This window comes from Streptomyces sp. RLA123 (assembly GCF_056270165.1).
On the sequence record NZ_JBWDOR010000003.1, the window covers coordinates 6,903,430 to 6,920,943 of the forward strand.

General features: G+C 73.7%; 15 protein-coding genes. 8 read left to right on the forward strand and 7 right to left on the reverse strand.

Annotation, left to right across the window (positions count from 1 at the left end; all coding sequences use genetic code 11):
- Positions 1-57 precede the first annotated feature (57 nt).
- Complete coding sequence (locus RV983_RS31645) at positions 58-570, forward strand: rhodanese-like domain-containing protein (RefSeq protein ID WP_475989124.1); 513 nt, start codon at positions 58-60, stop codon at positions 568-570.
- A gap of 322 nt (positions 571-892) precedes the next feature.
- Here RV983_RS31645 and RV983_RS31650 read toward each other — a convergent pair whose 3' ends face one another.
- The 3 genes from RV983_RS31650 to RV983_RS31660 all read right to left on the reverse strand — a co-directional run bounded on the left by RV983_RS31650 (position 893) and on the right by RV983_RS31660 (position 3,978).
- A complete protein-coding gene (locus RV983_RS31650; RefSeq protein WP_475989125.1) occupies positions 893-1,423 on the reverse strand; it encodes a GNAT family N-acetyltransferase in 531 nt (176 codons plus the stop codon).
- A 350-nt stretch (positions 1,424-1,773) separates the two neighbouring features.
- A complete protein-coding gene (locus tag RV983_RS31655; RefSeq protein WP_475989126.1) occupies positions 1,774-3,447 on the reverse strand; it encodes a DUF885 domain-containing protein in 1,674 nt (557 codons plus the stop codon).
- 48 nt (positions 3,448-3,495) lie between these two features.
- Entirely contained in the window at positions 3,496-3,978 is a 483-nt protein-coding gene (locus RV983_RS31660) for an Lrp/AsnC family transcriptional regulator (protein WP_475989127.1), read from the reverse strand.
- A 59-nt stretch (positions 3,979-4,037) separates the two neighbouring features.
- On the opposite strand from RV983_RS31660, the gene RV983_RS31665 reads away from it, so the two are divergent.
- Positions 4,038-5,219, forward strand: coding sequence for a trans-sulfuration enzyme family protein (locus RV983_RS31665; RefSeq protein ID WP_475989128.1), 1,182 nt, complete (start codon positions 4,038-4,040; stop codon positions 5,217-5,219).
- Here RV983_RS31665 and RV983_RS31670 read toward each other — a convergent pair.
- Together RV983_RS31670 and RV983_RS31675 are read right to left on the reverse strand one after the other, a co-directional pair.
- Entirely contained in the window at positions 5,173-6,540 is a 1,368-nt protein-coding gene (locus RV983_RS31670; protein ID WP_475989129.1) for an N-acetyltransferase family protein, read from the reverse strand. The two genes, RV983_RS31665 and RV983_RS31670, sit on opposite strands and share 47 nt — an antisense overlap.
- Before the next feature lie 76 nt (positions 6,541-6,616).
- The gene (locus RV983_RS31675) at positions 6,617-7,150 is read right to left on the reverse strand and encodes a DUF1990 family protein (RefSeq protein ID WP_475989130.1); all 534 of its coding nucleotides are present in this window, start codon (positions 7,148-7,150) and stop codon (positions 6,617-6,619) included.
- 259 nt (positions 7,151-7,409) lie between these two features.
- Here RV983_RS31675 and RV983_RS31680 point away from each other — a divergent pair, with 259 nt between their 5' ends.
- The 4 genes from RV983_RS31680 (at position 7,410) to RV983_RS31695 (ending at position 11,136) form a co-directional block, all read left to right on the forward strand.
- Positions 7,410-7,781: a nuclear transport factor 2 family protein gene (locus RV983_RS31680; RefSeq protein ID WP_475989131.1), complete on the forward strand. Its 372-nt coding sequence runs from the start codon at positions 7,410-7,412 to the stop codon at positions 7,779-7,781.
- A gap of 438 nt (positions 7,782-8,219) precedes the next feature.
- The gene (locus RV983_RS31685) at positions 8,220-8,744 is read left to right on the forward strand and encodes a hypothetical protein (protein WP_475989132.1); all 525 of its coding nucleotides are present in this window, start codon (positions 8,220-8,222) and stop codon (positions 8,742-8,744) included.
- Positions 8,686-9,225, forward strand: a complete 540-nt coding sequence (locus RV983_RS31690) for a hypothetical protein (protein WP_475989133.1) — start codon at positions 8,686-8,688, stop codon at positions 9,223-9,225. Before RV983_RS31685 ends, RV983_RS31690 begins: the two co-directional genes overlap by 59 nt.
- 57 nt (positions 9,226-9,282) lie before the next feature.
- Positions 9,283-11,136, forward strand: coding sequence for a glycoside hydrolase family 15 protein (locus RV983_RS31695; RefSeq protein ID WP_475989134.1), 1,854 nt, complete (start codon positions 9,283-9,285; stop codon positions 11,134-11,136).
- A gap of 146 nt (positions 11,137-11,282) precedes the next feature.
- Here the strand turns inward: RV983_RS31695 and RV983_RS31700 are convergent, their stop codons facing one another.
- Both RV983_RS31700 and RV983_RS31705 read right to left on the reverse strand, forming a co-directional pair.
- Positions 11,283-12,494, reverse strand: a complete 1,212-nt coding sequence (locus RV983_RS31700; RefSeq protein ID WP_475989135.1) for an MFS transporter — start codon at positions 12,492-12,494, stop codon at positions 11,283-11,285.
- A gap of 467 nt (positions 12,495-12,961) precedes the next feature.
- Entirely contained in the window at positions 12,962-14,410 is a 1,449-nt protein-coding gene (locus tag RV983_RS31705) for an NCS2 family permease (RefSeq protein ID WP_475989136.1), read from the reverse strand.
- Positions 14,411-14,669: 259 nt separating this feature from the next.
- Here RV983_RS31705 and sigJ point away from each other — a divergent pair, with 259 nt between their 5' ends.
- Positions 14,670-15,587, forward strand: a complete 918-nt coding sequence (gene sigJ, locus RV983_RS31710) for an RNA polymerase sigma factor SigJ (RefSeq protein WP_475989137.1) — start codon at positions 14,670-14,672, stop codon at positions 15,585-15,587.
- 79 nt (positions 15,588-15,666) lie between these two features.
- Complete coding sequence (locus tag RV983_RS31715) at positions 15,667-17,511, forward strand: tetratricopeptide repeat protein (protein WP_475989138.1); 1,845 nt, start codon at positions 15,667-15,669, stop codon at positions 17,509-17,511.
- The last annotated feature ends 3 nt before the right edge of the window (positions 17,512-17,514 follow it).

Sequence of the window (17,514 nt, forward strand, 5' to 3'; positions counted from 1 at the left end):
CGCGGTGCCGGGGAACACGCCTTCCTGGCGGGGTCTCCCGACCGTAGATTCCTGACCATGACACAGACCTCCGCACCTTCCGCGGCACCTGACGGCACCGCCGGCGACAACCCCGTGCTGCGGGTACCGCCCGCCGCGCCCGCCGACGCCGCCGCCTATTTCGCCGCGAGCCTCGCCTTCCACGCCGATGTCGCCGATGTCGCCGCCGCCCTGGCAGCCCCCGGCGGCGACCCCGGCTTCGCGCTGGTCGACTCCCGCTCGGCAGAGGCCTGGGCACAGGGGCACATCCCCGGCGCCGTCCACCTGCCGACCGCGCGGATCCCGCTCGGGGCGGCCGCCCTCCTCGACCCGGCCGTCCCCGTCGTCGTCCACTGCTGGGGTCCCGGCTGCAACGGCGCCACGCGCGCGGCGCTCGCGCTGGCCGGGCTCGGCTACCGGGTCAAGGAGATGCTCGGCGGCGTGGAGTACTGGATCCGCGAGGGCTACGCCTACGAGACGGCGACGGGCGGCGAACGGCGGCCCGCCGACCCGCTCACCGCTCCCGTCGGCGCGGGCGACTGCGGCTGCTGACCCGCCCGTGCGGCGGAGGGCGGGGGGCAGCGGCGTGCGGCCCGGGTCCGCCGCCCGCGGACGCGGCGGCCTCGGCCGCGACCGGGGACGCAGGGCGGTGCCGTGCGTGCGGGGCCGCGCCGCGGGCGGTCCGGCCCGGCAGGGCGCGGTGGCCGGCCCGTCCTGTCGGGGAGTTCCACCGCGCCGCCGACGTGGCGGGCGGCGAGCCTCCAGGTCGCGCGGCGGCTGGGGCGGAGCAGGCGAGCAGGTGCGGGGCGGCGGGGTCGAGGCGGGCGGCGGCCAGGGATCGGCGACCCCGGTGCGGGATGGTGTGGACGGCGTCTCAGGCGGCGCGCAGTCGCAGTTCGTATGCCCGCTGTGCGTCGCGGTCGGCGACCCGGCCGAACCCGGCCCGCTCCAGCACGCGTTGTGAGCGCCGGTTTCCCGGGTCGGTCGTGGCGAGCACCGTGCGTACGTCGGCGCGGGTCAGCGCCCAGTGCGAGATGACGCGGACGGCGTCGGTGGCCCAGCCGGCTCCGCGCGCCGACTCCGAGAGGTCGTAGCCGATCTCGACGACCCTGTCGTCGACCGACGGCGGGCCGTGGAAACCTATGCCGCCGAGGGCGAGACCGTCCTCGGACCGCTGGATCACGAACAGTCCCCACCCGGGCGCGTACACCCCGGCGGCGGCCGCGATCGTGATCATCCCCGCGGCGATGATGGTGCCCTCGCCGGGGCCGCCGTCGATCCACGACAGGCCGGCCGGTTTGCCGTCGGCGAGCCGGGCCGCCTCCCGGGGGAGCTGTTCGCGCAGGACGATGCGGCCGTGCGTGAGCATCAGGCGGCCCTCGTCGTGGCAGGCGTACGGGATCATCGGGTGGCACCGTTCTTTCGGGGACCGGGAGTGCCGCGGACGCGGCGCGGGCGGTGCGGGCACCGGCCGGAGGGCTCATGGCGCCCGAACCGGTCGGGCGGCCGCGATGTCCCGGGGACCCCCTGGATCCCGGGCACCCGGACGATGTCCGTCCGCGCCGCGGCGGTCGCGTGGCGGCACCGGCGGACCGGTGCATCCGTACAGACGTCGAGCAACACCCCCATATGCGCAGCCTATCCGCCCCGCGTTCCGTCAACAGGGCGTTACCGGACAGTCACTCGACGGAACCCGCCACGCCGCTGCCGCCGGCCGTCCGGCGGCGGTGGGGGACCGCCGCCGGACGGGCGCGGTCAGAGCCGGGACAGCTCGTCGACGAGGTCGTCCAGGCCCAGGGAGCCCTGGGACAGGGCGGCCATGTGCCAGGCCTTGGCGTCGAAGGCGTCGCCGTGGGCCGCGCGGGCGGCCTCCCGGCCCGCGAGCCAGGAACGCTCGCCGAGCTTGTAGCCGATGGCCTGGCCGGGCATGCCCAGGTAGCGGATGATCTCGCTGTCGAGCATGGCGGCGCTGAGCCCGTTGTACGCCCCGAAGAAGTCGCGGCCCAGTTCCGGGGTCCAGGTCTCGCCGGGCCGGTACGGGCTGTCGTCGGGGATGCGCAGTTCCAGGTGCATGCCGATGTCGAGGATGACGCGGGTGGCGCGCAGCATCTGGGCGTTGAGGTAGCCGAGGCGGCGGCCCGGGTCGGTGAGGAAGCCGAGTTCGTCCATGAGGCGCTCGGCGTACAGGGCCCAGCCCTCGGCGTTGGCGCTGACCTGGCCGAGGGTGGCCTGGTAGCGGGAGAGCCGGTCGGCGACGTAGGCCCACTGGGCGAGTTGGAGGTGATGGCCGGGGACGCCCTCGTGGTACCAGGTGCTGACCAGGTCCCAGACCGGGAAGCGCTCGCGGCCCAGCGTCGGCAGCCAGGTGCGGCCCGGCCGGGTGAAGTCGAGCGAGGGCGCGGTGTAGTACGGCGCGGCGGCGCTGCCGGGCGGGGCGATGCGGGACTCGACCCGCTTCACCGGCTCGGCCAGGTCGAAGTGCGTGCCGTCGAGCGCGCTCATCGCCTCGTCCATGAGGGCCTGCAGCCAGTCGCGTACGGCGTCGACGCCCTCGACGGCCTCGCCGTGCTCGTCGAGGTGGGCGAGCGCTTCCATGGGGGTGGACCCGGGCAGCACCTTCTCCGCCTCGGCCCGCATCTCGGCCTCGATACGGCGGAACTCCACCCAGCCCCAGGCGTACGCCTCGTCCAGGTCGAGGTCGGAGCCGGTCCAGTAGCGTGCCCAGGTGGCGTAGCGCTCCCGGCCGACCGCGTCGGAGGTGCCCTCGACGGCGGGGGCGTAGGTGTCGCGCAGCCAGTCGCGCAGCGCGGCCACGGCGCCGGTCGCCAGGGCGGCGCCTGCGTCCAGGTCGGTACGCAGCGCCTGCGGGCCGTCCTTGACGAACTGGGTGAACCAGCTGCCCGCCTCGTCCTCCAGCCATTCGCCGAGCTGCACGACGACGGTGGTGACCTGGCGGGGACCGGCCGGCAGCTTGCGGTCCAGGCCCTCCTCCAAGGAGGTGCGGTAGCCCGCCAGGGCCTCCGGGACCGCGCGCAGCCGGGCGGCGACGGCGGCCCAGTCCTCGTCGGTCTCGGTGGGCATGAGCATGAAGACGCCGCGGACGGAGTGCAGGGGGGAGTGCAGGTTGCTGACGGCGCGCAGACCTTCGCCCGCCTCGTGGACGGCCAGTTCCGCGGTGAGCCGCTCGCGCAGCAGCCGGGCGCAGCGGCGCTCGTCGTCGTCCGGCACCTCGGCGGCGTCGAGTGCGGCAAGGGTGCGGCGGGCGAGGTCCGCCTGGGCTTCCAGGCCTGCCGGTGAGAAGTCGGGGAGCCGGTCCTGCCCGGTCCGGACGCCCAGATACGTGGCGGTGATGGGGTCGAGTTCGGTGGCCGCGTCGACGTAGGCGTCAGCGACCGTACGGGGCAGCGCGCTGCTGGTGGTGTCGGACATGGTGCCATCCTGGTACGGACCGCCGTGCCGCGTCATCACCATTGCGGATCATATTGCTGACGTGGGCGGCAGCAGCGGCCCGCAGTCCCAGTGCTGGAAGATCAACCGGGTCTCGACGCGGGCGACTTCGGGCCGCGAGGTGAACTCGTCGACGACCAGGCGCTGAAGATCGCCGGTGCTCGCGACGGCGACGTGGACGAGGTAGTCGTCGGGGCCGGTGAGGTGGAAGAGCGACCGTGACTCGGGCAGTGCCCGCACCCGGTCCACGAACGGGCCGATCAGCTCCCGGCGGTGCGGCCGGACCTGGACCGACAGCAGTGCCTCCAAGGGGCGTCCGAGCCGGGCGGGGTCGACCCGCAGCTCGTGGCCGAGGATCACCCCGGTGCGGCGCAGCCGGTTGACCCGGTCCAGACAGGTGGACGGCGCGACCCCGCAGGCGGCGGCGAGGTCCCGGTAGGTCGTCCGGGCATCGTTCTGCAGCAGCCGCAGAATCTCGAGGTCGACCGGATCCAGAAGCACAGAATCGGACACCGGCCGAAATTAACACGGGCGATCACCACAACGGACCGGTAGCTGTTCAGCATCGGGCCATGGACACGACAGCCCAGCACCCATCCCGTCCCCGCGCCCTCACCACCGAGGCCGTGCACGCGGGCCGCGAGGACCTCACGGATCTCGGCCTGCACGCGGTCCCCCTGGACCTGTCCACGACCTACCCCTCCCGCGACAGCCGCGCCGAGGCCGCCCGGCTGGACGACTTCGCCGCCACGGGTGCCGCGTTGCAGGGGGCGCCGGTCTACTCGCGCCTCGACAACCCCACCGTCGCCCGCTTCGAGACCGGGCTGGCCCGGCTGGAGGGCGCCGAGGCCGGCGTCGCCTTCGCCAGCGGCATGGCCGCGTTCACCGCCACCCTCCTGGCCCGCGCCGCCATGGGCCTGCGCCACGTGGTGGCCGTGCGACCGCTGTACGGGTGCAGCGACCACCTGCTGTCGGGCGGGCTGCTGGGCACCGAGGTGACGTGGACCGACCCCGCCGGCATCGCCGACGCCATCCGGCCCGACACCGGCCTGGTGATCGTGGAGACCCCGGCCAACCCGACCCTCGCCGAGGTCGACCTGCGCGCGGTCGCCCACTCCTGCGGCACGGTGCCGCTGCTCGTCGACAACACCTTCGCCACGCCCGTCCTTCAGCGCCCGCTGGAGAGCGGCGCCCGGATCGTGCTGCACAGCGCCACCAAGTACCTCGGCGGCCACGGTGACGTACTGGGCGGGGTCGTCGCCTGCGACGAGGAGTTCGCCCGCGTGCTCCGCAAGGTGCGCTTCGCGACCGGCGGCGTGCTCCACCCGCTCGCCGGATACCTGCTGCTGCGCGGGCTGTCGACGCTTCCGGTACGGGTGCGGGCCGCGTCGGCGACGGCGGTGGCGCTGGTGGGGCGGCTGGCCGCGGATCCGCGGGTGGCACGGGTGCACTACCCGCGGATCGGCGGCGCCATGATCGCCTTCGAGGTGCACGGCGACCCGCACGAGGTGATCGCCGGGGTCCGGCTGATCACCCCGGCGGTCAGCCTCGGCAGCGTCGACACCCTGATCCAGCACCCGGCCTCGATCAGCCACCGCATCGTGGACGAGGACGACCGGCACGGCGCGGGCGTCAGCGACCGGCTGCTGCGGTTGTCGGTCGGGCTGGAGGACGCCGACGACCTGTGGGACGACCTGGACCGCGCGCTCAGCGCAGCGGAGCGCTCGCCTCGGCCGGCGACAGCGTCGCGGTGATGACCAGGGTTCCGTCCTCGACCTGGTAGTCCAGCGGCAGGTCCAGGCGGCGCATCGTCGCGATCATCCCGGTGTTGGTCGACCGGGTCACCGCGTACACGCATCCGCACCCGGCCTCCACGGCCTGGGCGACCAGCCGGCGGAGCAGTTCCAGCCCGATGCCGCGGCGCTGCCAGGCGTCCTCGACGAGCAGCGCGACCTCGGTCTCGTCGCCGTCCCACAGCAGGTGGGCGAGGGCGACGACGCGGCCTGAGACCGTCTCGACGGCGAGGGTCTGGCCGAACCGCGGGCCGAGCAGGTGGGTCAGGTAGCGGTCCACGTCGGGGACCGGACCGTGGTAGCGGTGGGCCAGCGTGGCCGGCGAGCAGCGCCGGTGCAGGTCCCGGGCGGCCGCGAGATCCTCGGGGCCGGCCCGGCGGACGGTGATCTCGTTGCCCTCGGGCAGGGTCAGGACGTCCCGGTGCTCCGGGACCCGGACGCCCAGCCGGTCGTCCAGCTCGACCAGGGCGCGGGCACGGGCGAACTCGGTCGGGGTGAACGGGAGATAGGCGCGTTCCACGGTGATCGTCCCTCCGGCGGGGTCGCGCAGCCGCATGACGGTCTCCTCCAGCGTGTCCTCGGCGATGTCACCGCCGGGCCGGCCGGACGGGGTGGACCTTATGGTGCAGCGGCCGAACAACTGGCGGAGGGACAGCGGAAGTTCCGCGGCGTCCATCGCGGTGCGCGTGGCCAGGGTCAGCATCCGGGTCGGGGCGTCGACGAGGTCGTGGGCGTCGGCCCGCTCGGTCCAGGTGTCGCGGCCGCCCGCGGCGTCGGCTGCGCGGGTCAACTCCCCGGCGGGCAGGCCCGCCGGGGCGCGCAGCAGGAACTCGTCGACGGTCCCGTCGGTCAGCGGGTGCGTCTGGAGGGTGAGGATGTCCACGTCCCGGGCGGCCAATGCCGTGGTCACGGCGGCGAGGCTGCCGGGCGCGTCGCGCACGGTGGTGCGCATCCGCCACAGCGCCGTCCCGGCGTCCTGACCAGTGGCGGCGGAGCTTTCCCCCGGCTCCGCCGTTCCGGTACCGGTGCTGGTGCCGCCGCCGGCCGGTGGTGGTGCGGGGCTGTGGCGGCGTGCCCACCGTGTGTGGAAGCCGGCCGTGGCGATCAGGGCGGCGGCCGAGGCGCCCAGCAGAACAGGGCCGTCCGGGCCGTGCCCGACGAGGCCGGCGATCAGGCCGGCCGTGGCCACCGCGACGAAGGGCGCGGCGACCACGACGACGCCGCGACGCCAATGATCGCGATGCCGGCGGTAGTTGGTCGTGGCGGACGTCAGATCTGGCATGCAAACACCATGCCGAAGACGTGTTGCGCGATCGCGAACGCACTGTGACCGACGGGTAAAGGGTGTTCCATGTCGATTAACTCCCCTTTTCAATAGTTTCGTCCTGCGACAATCGGCGCAGACATCGTCCGTACCGACGAGCGACGACACGCTGAGTGACGCGTCCCAAGGGGCCCAGTAGACGCACGTACCACCCGCCGGGTCCACTGAAGGCCGTCACATCAAGCCACACGGTGCCGTCCGGCTCCCGGACGACGACGAACGACTCCTCGCCGCGCTCGGGGTGCCCGGCGAGCGTCCCGTACGCGAACCCGGCTCGCTCCGGGCCGAGTTCGGCCCACACCACCCGGCACGGAGCGCTCACGGGGCCGAACCGCAGCGGCACCCGCACCCCCGGCGCGGCGTCCGGGGTGCCCGCGGGCACCCGCAGCCCCGTCGCGCGGTGCATCCGCCAGCCGAACAGGGCGCGGGTGGCCGCCGCCAGGACCTCCGGGCCCTCGCCGAGCCGCGTGCGCTCCCGCAGCCGGTGGAACCCGGGCGGCGGCGCCGCGTCGGGGTCCCGGGTGATGCCGGCGTGGTCGTAGGTCAGTTCGTCCGTCACGACCCGCATGTCTACCGCAGGACACGGGGATACGGCCCCGGCGCGGGGTGAATTCGTCCTTTTGCCCCGGTGTGCGCGCGTTGCCCCGGGCGTGCGCGCGTGCCGGGACCGCCCGGCCGGAGCGCCTTGGTGTCCCCGCCGGGGTGCGGATCAGATATCTCACACAGTCTGAATTCAACGGTCCCGGGTTGGCGGAGACACCGAGGACCCGAAAAGCAGCGGCGTGACGGTGACTCGTCGCGCGCACGTCCCGAAAATCTCTCACAATTTGACGCTCGATTACGGCGGTGTGAATCCGGAGGCCGAGGGCGTGGTCACGGCTGACGCGCTGCAGAGTGCCTGGCAGCGCCAGCTCGGGCCCCTTGATCTCACTCAGCACATGGTCAGCAGCCAGATCGTCACTGTCGACGGCGACGAGGCCTCCGTGACGTACTACCTTGAGTCGCTGCACTACCACGCTGCTCTCGGCGAGAGCGCGGACGTCAACACCTGGACGCATTACGGCCGGGGAACGCACGGACTGCGTCGCATCGCCGGACACTGGAAGGTGGTCTCCGTGCACTTCAGGGTCGTCCGCAGCACGGGGAACGCGAACATGATCCCCGAGGTCATGGCCCTGAACGCAGCGTCGGGTCGCTGATGAGGCCGTCGCGTTCGACGGCGACTCGTCGCGGACGCCGGCCTCGACCTTTCGTGACGGTCCGCCGGTTCTGGCGAATGGCGAATTCTGCGGCCGTTTCGGTGTTCGGGCCGGTCGCCGGCAGGCGGTGGACCCGACTGTCGCGTCGGGTGGGCGCCGTGTTCCACGGCTCCGGTCGGTGGTGCTGTTCGTAGGGGCCGTCGAATCTCCGCCGCCGTTCCTGCTCGTTCCGTGTGCCGTCGGCCCCACGACCGGTGAACCACCGCCCGGCACCTCGCCGGGCACGGCGGCCCGCGTCGCCCCCTCACGGGCACCGCGCGTCACCCGCGCACACGGAAACCCCTGGTCGTCCCCGATCGCACAGTCGTACGATGTGCGGCATTCGGCGGCCGCGATCACCAGATCGCCCTACCCGCGCCGCCCCCCGGGGCCTTGCCGGTGGGCGGGGAGGCCGAGGGCCTGGGCGCCTGGGCGCGGCTCGTGCTGGGCGGTGCGCAGCTGCGGCAGGGCCGGACGGCCGAGGCGGCCGCCGTCCTGGAGACCGCGCTGCCGGACCTGGAGGCCGTGCACCATGAGGGCCGCGTCGTCCAGGCCCGCTGGTGGCTGGGGGAGTGCCTGCAGGATCTGGGCGAGCCGCGCGCGGCCGCCGAGCAGTTCCTGCTGGCCGCCGAGATCGCCAAGGGCTGGGAGGAACAGCAGGACCACGCCGTGCTCGCCCATCTCGCCGCCGACTGCCTGGAACGGGCCGGCCTGGCCGACGAGGCCGTACGGGCCTACGCCCGCGCCGAGGAGCTGTGGCGGGTCCTGGGCCGCCCGGCGCAGGTGGTCAGGACCTTGCGGGCGCGCGCGTGCCTGGGTCACCCTGCGCGACGGACAGGGCGGTGTCGCCGAGGGCCGCCGCCTCATGGCGCGGGCCGCCGCCGAGGGCGAGGCGGCGCTGGAGGCCGCGAATGCGGCAGGTGACGCGGGCGAGGCGCGCCATCTGCGCGCGGAGCTGGCCGGCACGTACCGGCAGAGCGGCGAGCTGGCTGTCCGTGCCTGCCCCCACGAGCCGGGGGACGAGGACGACGACGGCTCGGCCCGCGCCGCGTACGAGGAGGGCGTGGCCTTCGCCGAGCGCGCCGCCGAGACCTTCGAAGCGGGCGACGACCGCAGCGCCGCCCAGCTCATGGCGGCCTGGCTGGAGGCCGATCTGGGCCTGCCGGGGCGGGCGCTGGCCCGTGCCCGGGAGGTGCTGGCCGGCTACGAGGGCCGGGAGGACGCGATCGCCGAACGGCGGGTCGCCGAGGCGAACGCGGTGGTCGAGTACGCCGAGGACGCCGGCCGGGCCGAGGAAGCGGGTCAGGAAAGCGCCGGAAGCGCCGGAAGCGCTGGAAGCACCGAAAGCGCCGGAAACGTCGCGGGCACGAAGCACGGCGAGATCGGGGACGCCAAGGGGGACTAGTCTGAATGGTGGCTTTTGTCGCTACATCCGGATCGCCCGGCGACCGAGGAGGCCACCGTGACCGCAGAAGCCCCCGCGTCCCCGTCCGCAGCCGTGGGCGGCGAACGGTACCTGCCGATCGCCGCCCACGGACTCATCGGCGACCTGCGCAGCGCCGCACTGGTCGGCACCAACGGCACCATCGACTGGTACTGCTGCGGCCGGTTCGACGCACCCAGCATCTTCGCCTCGATCCTCGACGCGGAACGCGGCGGGAGCTTCGAGCTGGCAGCCGACGTACCGGCCCTGACCAAGCAGTTCTACTTCCCGGACACCAACGTCCTCATCACCCGCTTCTTCGCCGAGGAAGGCATGGGTGAGGTCCAGGACTTCATGCCGGTCGTGGACGACTCCGACGACGAGGGGCGCCACCGGCTGATCCGCCGGGTGGTCTGCGTCCGCGGGATGCTGCCGTTCCGGGTGCGGGTCGCCCCGCGCTTCGTCTACGGGACGGTGCCGCACACCACGCACATCCACGGGGTCCAGGCGATCTTCGAATCCGCCGTCCAGACGCTCTCCCTGACCTCCGGCGTGCAGATGGAGACCGACGGCACCGACGTGTGGGCGCAGTTCAAGCTCGCCGAGGGCGAGACCGCGGTCTTCGCGCTGGACCAGATCGGCGAGGGCGTCGAACTGCGCGGCTGCCCGCTGACCGAGGCCGAGGGCGAGTTCGAGGCCACGGTCCGCTACTGGCGGCGCTGGCTTTCCAAGTCCCGCTACCGGGGCCGGTGGCGGGAGATGGTGCACCGCTCGGCGTTGACGCTCAAACTGCTCACGTACGCGCCCACCGGGGCCATCGTGGCCGCGCCGACGACCAGCCTGCCCGAGCGCATCGGCGGCGAGCGCAACTGGGACTACCGCTACGTGTGGATCCGCGACGCCGCGTTCTGCGTGTACGCCCTGCTGCGGCTGGGGTTCACCGACGAGGCCGAGGCCTTCATGGGCTTCCTGTCCGAGCGGGTGGCCCTCGGGGCCTGCGACGGCGGCGGGACGTGCGACGGCCCGCTGCAGATCATGTATGGCATCGACGGCCGGACCGAACTGCCCGAGCACGAGCTCCCGCATCTGGAGGGTCACCGGGGCTCGGCGCCGGTCCGGGTCGGCAACAGCGCGGTCGGTCAGCTCCAGCTGGACATCTACGGAGAGCTGATCGACTCGCTCTACCTCTACGACAAGTGGGGCGCCCCGATCTCCAGCGCCCACTGGGACACCGTCTGCGGCCTCGTCGACTGGGTCGTGGAGAACTGGGACCAGCCCGACGAGGGCATCTGGGAGACCCGCGGCGGCCGGAAGAACTTCCTCTACTCGCGCGTGATGTGCTGGGTGGCGATCGAGCGGGCCATCCGCATGGCCAACCACCGCGGACTGCCCGCCGACCACGCCCGCTGGTGCGGGGCGCGGGACACGATCTACCGGCGGATCATGCGCGAGGGCTGGTCGGAGAAGCGCGGTGCCTTCACCCAGAGCGAGGGCGAGGACGTGCTCGACGCGTCCGTGCTGATGATGCCGCTCGCGAAGTTCATCTCGCCGACCGACCCCAAGTGGCTGTCCACCCTCGACGCGCTCGGCAAGGACCTCGTCTCGGACTCCCTGGTCTACCGGTACGACCCCATGGCCAGCCCGGACGGACTGCGCGGTGAGGAGGGCACGTTCTCCATCTGCTCGTTCTGGTACGTGGAGGCCCTCACCCGGGCCGGTCGCGCCGACGACGCGCGCCTTGCCTTCGAGAAGATGCTCACCTACGCCAACCACGTGGGCCTGTACGCCGAGGAGATCGACCGCACCGGCGAGCAGCGCGGCAACTTCCCGCAGGCCTTCACCCACCTCGCCCTGATCAGCGCGGCCTTCAATCTCGACAAGGCACTGGGCTGACGCGATCCGTGGCGTGCCGGACCCACCGCCGATGCGCGGAATCAGCGCCGGGCGCTCGGCGAGTGGGGTGATCCGGATCCCGTCGGTGCCTGTCACGACGGCGCACCCCGCCGGAGGTGCCCCGTCGTGGCCACCGGTCTTCGGGCTCAGGCGGCCCGGCCGAGTTCCGAGCGGGCCGCGACGGCGGCGCTCCTGCGCCGGCGCACCGCCACCGCGCGCCCGCGGCCACCCGTCGCGGAGCCGAGGGCGACCGCGGTGAGGGGCACGGCGGCGACCAGGAGCAGACCGGCCAGCACGCCGCCCATGGCGGGGAAGCCGAGCCGCGCGCCGAGCACGGCACCGGTGAGCGGGCCGCAGGCCACCCCCAGGGACGAGGCGGAACCGGCGTACACCGCCCACCGTCCGCGGCCGTCCAGCGTGGCGGCCAGGCCGATCGCGTAGGAGAGCACGACCGGATAGAACGTGTTCCACAGGACCTCGCCCGTGGCGAAGGCCGTCGCGTCGTGCGCCGAGGAACTGACCGCCACACAGCCGGCGATCAGCGCGGTGCCCACGCCGACCGGCAGGGCGCGGCCGAGCCGCGGGCCGAGCGCGCCTGCCGCGGTGACCCCGAGCAGCCCGCCGCCGAGCGCCACCGCGAAGACCACGCCGAGCGCCGCCTCCGACAGCCCGACCCGGTCCAGGCCGATGCGGCCGCTCACGCCCCACAGCGCGTTCTGCGCCAGCGACCAGCACAGCATCGCCGCCGCAAGCACCGTGCCGGAGCGCCGGTTCGGCAGCGTTCCCGCGGCCTCGGACCGCGACGGCAGGGCGGGGGCGGCGGAGAGCCACCGGGTGAGCGGGAGGACGAGCAGGGCCGTCGCCCCGATGGCCGCCAGTGGCAGGGCGTGGCCGCCGCCGAGCGCCGGCAGCACGAGGTAGAGCGTGCCGGCCACCGCCGAGGTGGCCAGCAGGCCGAGCACGGTGACCCGGTGCGGCTCCCGCTGCCCGGCGATGCCCACGGCGGCCACCGCCGTGGCCGTGCCGGAGCCGAAGCCCCCGGCGACGCAGCCGGCGACCACCAGGGCCACGTGGTGCGTGGCCGCGGCGGTCGCGAAGCCGCCGGCGATCAGCAGCAGACCGCGCCTCGCCAGCCGTGCCCGCCCGATCCGGTCGACCCGCGAGGCCAGGGCGAACCCGGCGCAGGCGGAGGCCAGCAGCAGTGCGCTCCCGACGGCCCCGGCCTGCGAACCGCTCAGCCCGAGCCCGGTGGTGAGCCGCCCGACGACGGTCGGCATGAGGTACGGGGCGAGGTAGCCGGCGCAGAAGAGCGCGACGAGCGGCAGCAGGGCGCGCGAGGGAGCGGTCCGCGAAGACATGGGCGTTCCTGATGGACGGCCGAGGGCTCGGCGAGCAAGCGTGGGGGAGGAGCGACCGTCGACGGACAGGAACGCGCAACCATATGTATCAAGCACCTAAGGGCGCGGTTAAGTGGGGAAGGGCAACCCAAACCTGTCGTTGCCGAATTGAGATCAGATGCTCGCGCGGACTGCACGGACGCAAGCCGCCATCCGCCTGCCCGACAGCTGCCCGTAACCCGCGACGAGGGTCCGGGGCCGTTCGGGCGGCGCCCGCCCGCCGTCGCGTCCGAGCCGCCGGCGGCGGCGTGCCGCACTTCACACCGGACACCCGGGCCGGGGCGGGAACTACGGCGGTCCGCCCGTAGTTCGAACAGATACGGGCCGTCGCGCAAGCGCCGGCCCGGCCAGCGGCCCCGACCGGGGGCCCCCGTCCCGGTCGGGGTCCTTCACCGCCGCGCGACGGCCGCCCCGCGGTCGCGGGCGGATCACCGCACGCCGAGCAGCTGCTCCAGCGGATCGATCGCGAAGTACACCACGAAGAGCGCCGAGACCGTCCACAGCAGCCAGTGCACCTGCCTGGCCTTGCCCAGCACGGCCTTCAGCACGACGTAGGCGACGAACCCGGCGCCGATGCCATTGGTGATCGAGTACGTGAAGGGCATCACGGCGATCGTGAGGAAGGCCGGGAGGGCGATCTCGAACTCGTCCCAGCCGATGTTCTTGACCTGCGTCATCATCAGGAAGCCGACCGCCACCAGCGCGGGCGCGGCCGCCTGGAGCGGCACGATGGTCAGCAGTGGGCTGAGGAACAGCGCGACCGCGAACAGCCCACCGGTGACGAGGTTGGCGAAGCCCGTGCGCGCCCCTTCGCCGACACCGGCCGCCGACTCGATGTAGGCGGTGTTGGACGAGGCGGACGCGGCGCCGCCCGCGACCGCCGCGGCGCCGTCGATCAGCAGCACCCGGCCCAGGTTCGGGACCTTTCCCTCCTCGTCCAGCAGGCCCGCCTCGGCGGTGATGCCGACGACCGTGCCCATGGTGTCGAAGAAGTCCGACAGGATGAGGGTGAAGACCAGCAGCACAACGGTGATCACGCTGATCCGGCCGAAGGCCCCGAAGAGGCTGAAGTGCCCCAGCAGCCCGAAGTCCGGCGCCGCGAACACGTCGTCCGGCACCTTGGGCGTGGTCAGGCCCCAGCTCTTGATGTCGGCCACCGCGTCGATGACGATCGCGACCACCGTCATCGTCACGATGCTGATCAGGATGGCGCCCTTCACCTTCCGCGCCAGCAGCGCGACCGTCAGCAGCACGCCGAGGCAGAAGACCAGCACCGGCCAGCCCGACAGCGCGCCGGTGCCGCCCAGTTGCACCGGGACCGTGGTGTGGGCCGCGTCCGGGACGCGGCTGACGAAACCGGCGTCCACGAAGCCGATGAAGGCGATGAACAGGCCGATGCCCACACTGATCGCCTGTTTGAGCGGCTGGGGTATCGCGTGCATCACCGCTTCCCGCAGTCCGGTGACCACCAGGACGCAGATCAGCAGACCCTCAAGGACCACCAGGCCCATCGCGTCGTCCCAGCTCATCAGGGGCGCGATCTGGAAGGCCACGACCGCGTTGAGACCGAGGCCGGCCGCGATGGCCAGCGGCAGGTTGCCGCCGACACCCATGATCACGGTCATGACGGCGGCCACCAGCGCGGTGGCGGTGACCAGTTGCCCCGTGGACAGGGTGTGTCCGAACTTGTCCTTCGCGCTCCCCAGGATGATCGGATTGAGGACGAGGATGTATGCCATCGTGAAGAAGGTGGCGAAGCCACCGCGGATCTCCCTGCCGAAGGTCGACCCGCGCTCCCCGATGCGGAAGTAGCGGTCAAGCGGGTTGCTCGGTGCGGGCGGTGAGCTCTTCGCCACGTCGGTGGCCTGCGCGGACATGGTGCTCCTCGGGGTGCGGCAATCGGTCGGCCTGCTGATGGTGGGGGGATTGTGTACGCCCGGAGGTCGGTTCGGGTTTTGGAAGTGTTTCCTTGCGCTAACGAATGTGTACCGCTCAACGAGCGTGCCGAAGCCCGGCGTTGAGGTCCGGGTGCCCCGGCCTGCCGCATCGTGCGCCACCGCCGCCCGGCGCGCCCGCCGCCGTCGCCGCACCTCCCCGCCGTGCCGCGGCCGGCGGGCGACCGGAAGAATGGGAGGCGTGGGAGACGACACCGCCGCCGCCGCGGTCTTCGAGGAGCACCGTCCCGTCCTGACCGGCGTGGCCTACCGCATGCTCGGCCGCTTCGCCGACGCCGAGGACGTCGTGCAGGAGGCCTGGCTGCGCTGGGCCGCCACCGATCGGGACGCGGTGCGCGAACCGCGCGGATTCCTGGTGACCGTCACCACCAGGCTCGCCATCGACCGCCTGCGGCAGGTGCAGACGCGGCGCGAGGCCTACGTCGGCCCGTGGCTGCCCGAGCCCGTCGCGACCGACTTCGCGCACACCGTGCCCGACACCGCCGACCGCGTCGTCCTCGCGGAGTCGGTCTCCCTCGCGGTCCTCGTCCTGATGGAGTCGCTGTCACCGCTGGAGCGCGCCGTCTTCGTGCTGCGCGAGGCCTTCGACTATCCGTACGCCCGGATCGCCGCCGTCCTCGACCGCGCCGAGCCCGCCGTGCGCCAGCTGGCCGGACGGGCCCGCCGCCACGTCGAGGAGAAGCGCGCCCGCTACGACGCCGATCCGGCCGAGACCGCCAGGATCACCGAGCGCTTCCTCGCCGCCGCCCTCGGCGGCGACATCGACGGCCTGCTCGCCCTCCTCGCCCCCGACGTGCGCCTGGTCGGCGACGGCGGCGGCGTGCAGAAGGCCCCGCGGCGCGTCATCGAGACCGCGGCCAAGGTCGCCCGCTTCCTCCACGCGATCGCGCCCACCTCCGTTCCCGACCCGGCGTTCACCCTCCGCGAGGTCAACGGCGTCCCCTCCCTCGTCCTCACCTCCCACGGCCTGCCCCACACCGTCATCTCCCTCGAACTCACCGACGGCCTGGTCACGACCGTGTACGTGCTCACCAACCCCGGCAAGCTGACCGGCGTCGCGTCACCCGGCCCCGCCCTGGGCGACGACAGCCGCCTGTGACCACCCCCGTGCGACGGGTGGGGACGAAGGGCTCGGTTAGGGTGCCGGAGTCGGCGGAGGGGCGAGGTGGGGAGCTGCCATGGCTGATCGGTCCGGAGAGCGCGGGGACGCTGAGCGGCTGGAGGCCGAGGGGGAGGTGGCGACCGCCCGGATCGCCCTGGCCGACGGGGACTTGACGCACGCGGCGCGCCACCTGGAGGACGCGCTCGCCCGGGACCCCGGCCTGCCGGAGACACACGAGGCACTGGCCGAGTTCGCCGCCCGCGTCGGAGGCGCGGAAAAGGCCCTGGACTGGTTCGAGCCGGAGAAGCGCGCGTACGTCGGTACGGTCGCCGCGCGCGGGCACCTGTGCGCGGCCGCCGGGCGGTGGGACGAGGCCGTGGCCCTGCTCGCCCAGTGCGCGGGCCACGAGCCGGACCGGCCGTGGCTGGACGTCGCCTGGCTGCGCCGTCCCGGCATCGCGGAGCTCGTCGACCCGGACACCGTCGCCCGCGCCGCCGCCGGCGTGGCCCCGCGGTTGCCCGACCCGGTCGACGAGGAGCACCGCGCGCCCCTGGCACCGCTGCTCGACCTCCTTCGCGCGAGCGTCGTCCGCCACCCCGACCACTCCATGCTGCTGTGGTGCGGCTCCACGCTCGCCCGCCGCATGGGCCGCGCCGACGACGCCGTCGCGTGGGCCGAGCACTCGTACGCCCTGGAGCCCTGCCACCCCGCCGCCGTCATGCTGGGGTACGCGCTGCGCAGCGCCGGCCGCCCCGAGCAGGCACTGGACGTGTGGCGCCGCGAGGTCCACCGCGACCCCTCCGATCTCGACCTGTGCATCGACATCGCCGAACTGCTGCAGACACTGGGACGGCCGGCCGAAGGCCTGGAATGGGCGGAACGCGCCGTCGCGGCCGACCCCGCCCACCCCAAGGCGGCCCCGGCCGCGCACGCCCTGCGCCACGCGCTCGACGGCGGCACGCGGCACCTCGTCGCGCTCGCCGACCACCTGCGCGACGCGCCGGACCACGCGTACGCAGGCGAGCTCCTGGCCCGGCTCGGCCGCGGCCGCCCCTGGCTGAACTGGATACCCGGCGGCAACGAGGCGATCGTCAGCCTGCTCCACCAGGCCCTGGAGCAGCCGGTCGCCGCCGACGCCGAACTGGGCCTCACCGTCTCCGCCCTCGAGCCCCCGAGCGCGCTGCTCGCCCTGCGTACGGCCTTCCCCCGTGCCGTCCTCGACGTCCAGGACGTCCCCGAACCGGACCTGCGGACACCGCCCCGCCCGGTGACCACACCGCTGTGGACGTACGAGGGCACCACCGCGCACCCGGCCGTGCGGCCCCCTTCGCCCGAGGCCGCCGAGGCGGTGCGCCGTGTCGCGTGGCACGGCTGGCCGCACCTGCCCGCCGCCTACGACGACGCGGTGGTGCTGTCCGGCCTCGACCCGGCGGACCTGCTGGGCGTCCTGGTCCACCCGCCCGCCCCGCGCGACGACGAGCTCGGCCGGGCCCTCGCGGCGCAGGCCCCCGACCTGTGGATCCGTGCCGTGCAGGTCTGGGCGTGCCTGGGGCTCGCCCACCACCGCACCGACGAGCCGTGGGCGGCGTCCCGGCGCCGTGAGCTCCTGGCCGACGTGCTGGGCAACGCCGAGGACTGGGTGTGCGAGGCGGCCGCCCTCGCTGTCGTCGCCACCGCCTGGGTCGACCCCGCGGCTCGCGAGGACGCCGCCCAGTTGGTGTCCCGCCGTCTCCTGGACGCCCTGGAGGCCCGCAAGACCCGTGTGGTGACGCTGACTTGGTCGCTGTGCCACCTCGCCCTCGCCGCCCCGGACATCATCCCCGAGGTCGCGGCACTGGCGGCCGACGTGATCCGTGCCATCGAGTCCGCGAACGCCAACGACGCAGCCGGCGCCACCGGCGAGGCACCGGCGGACGCCTGACGC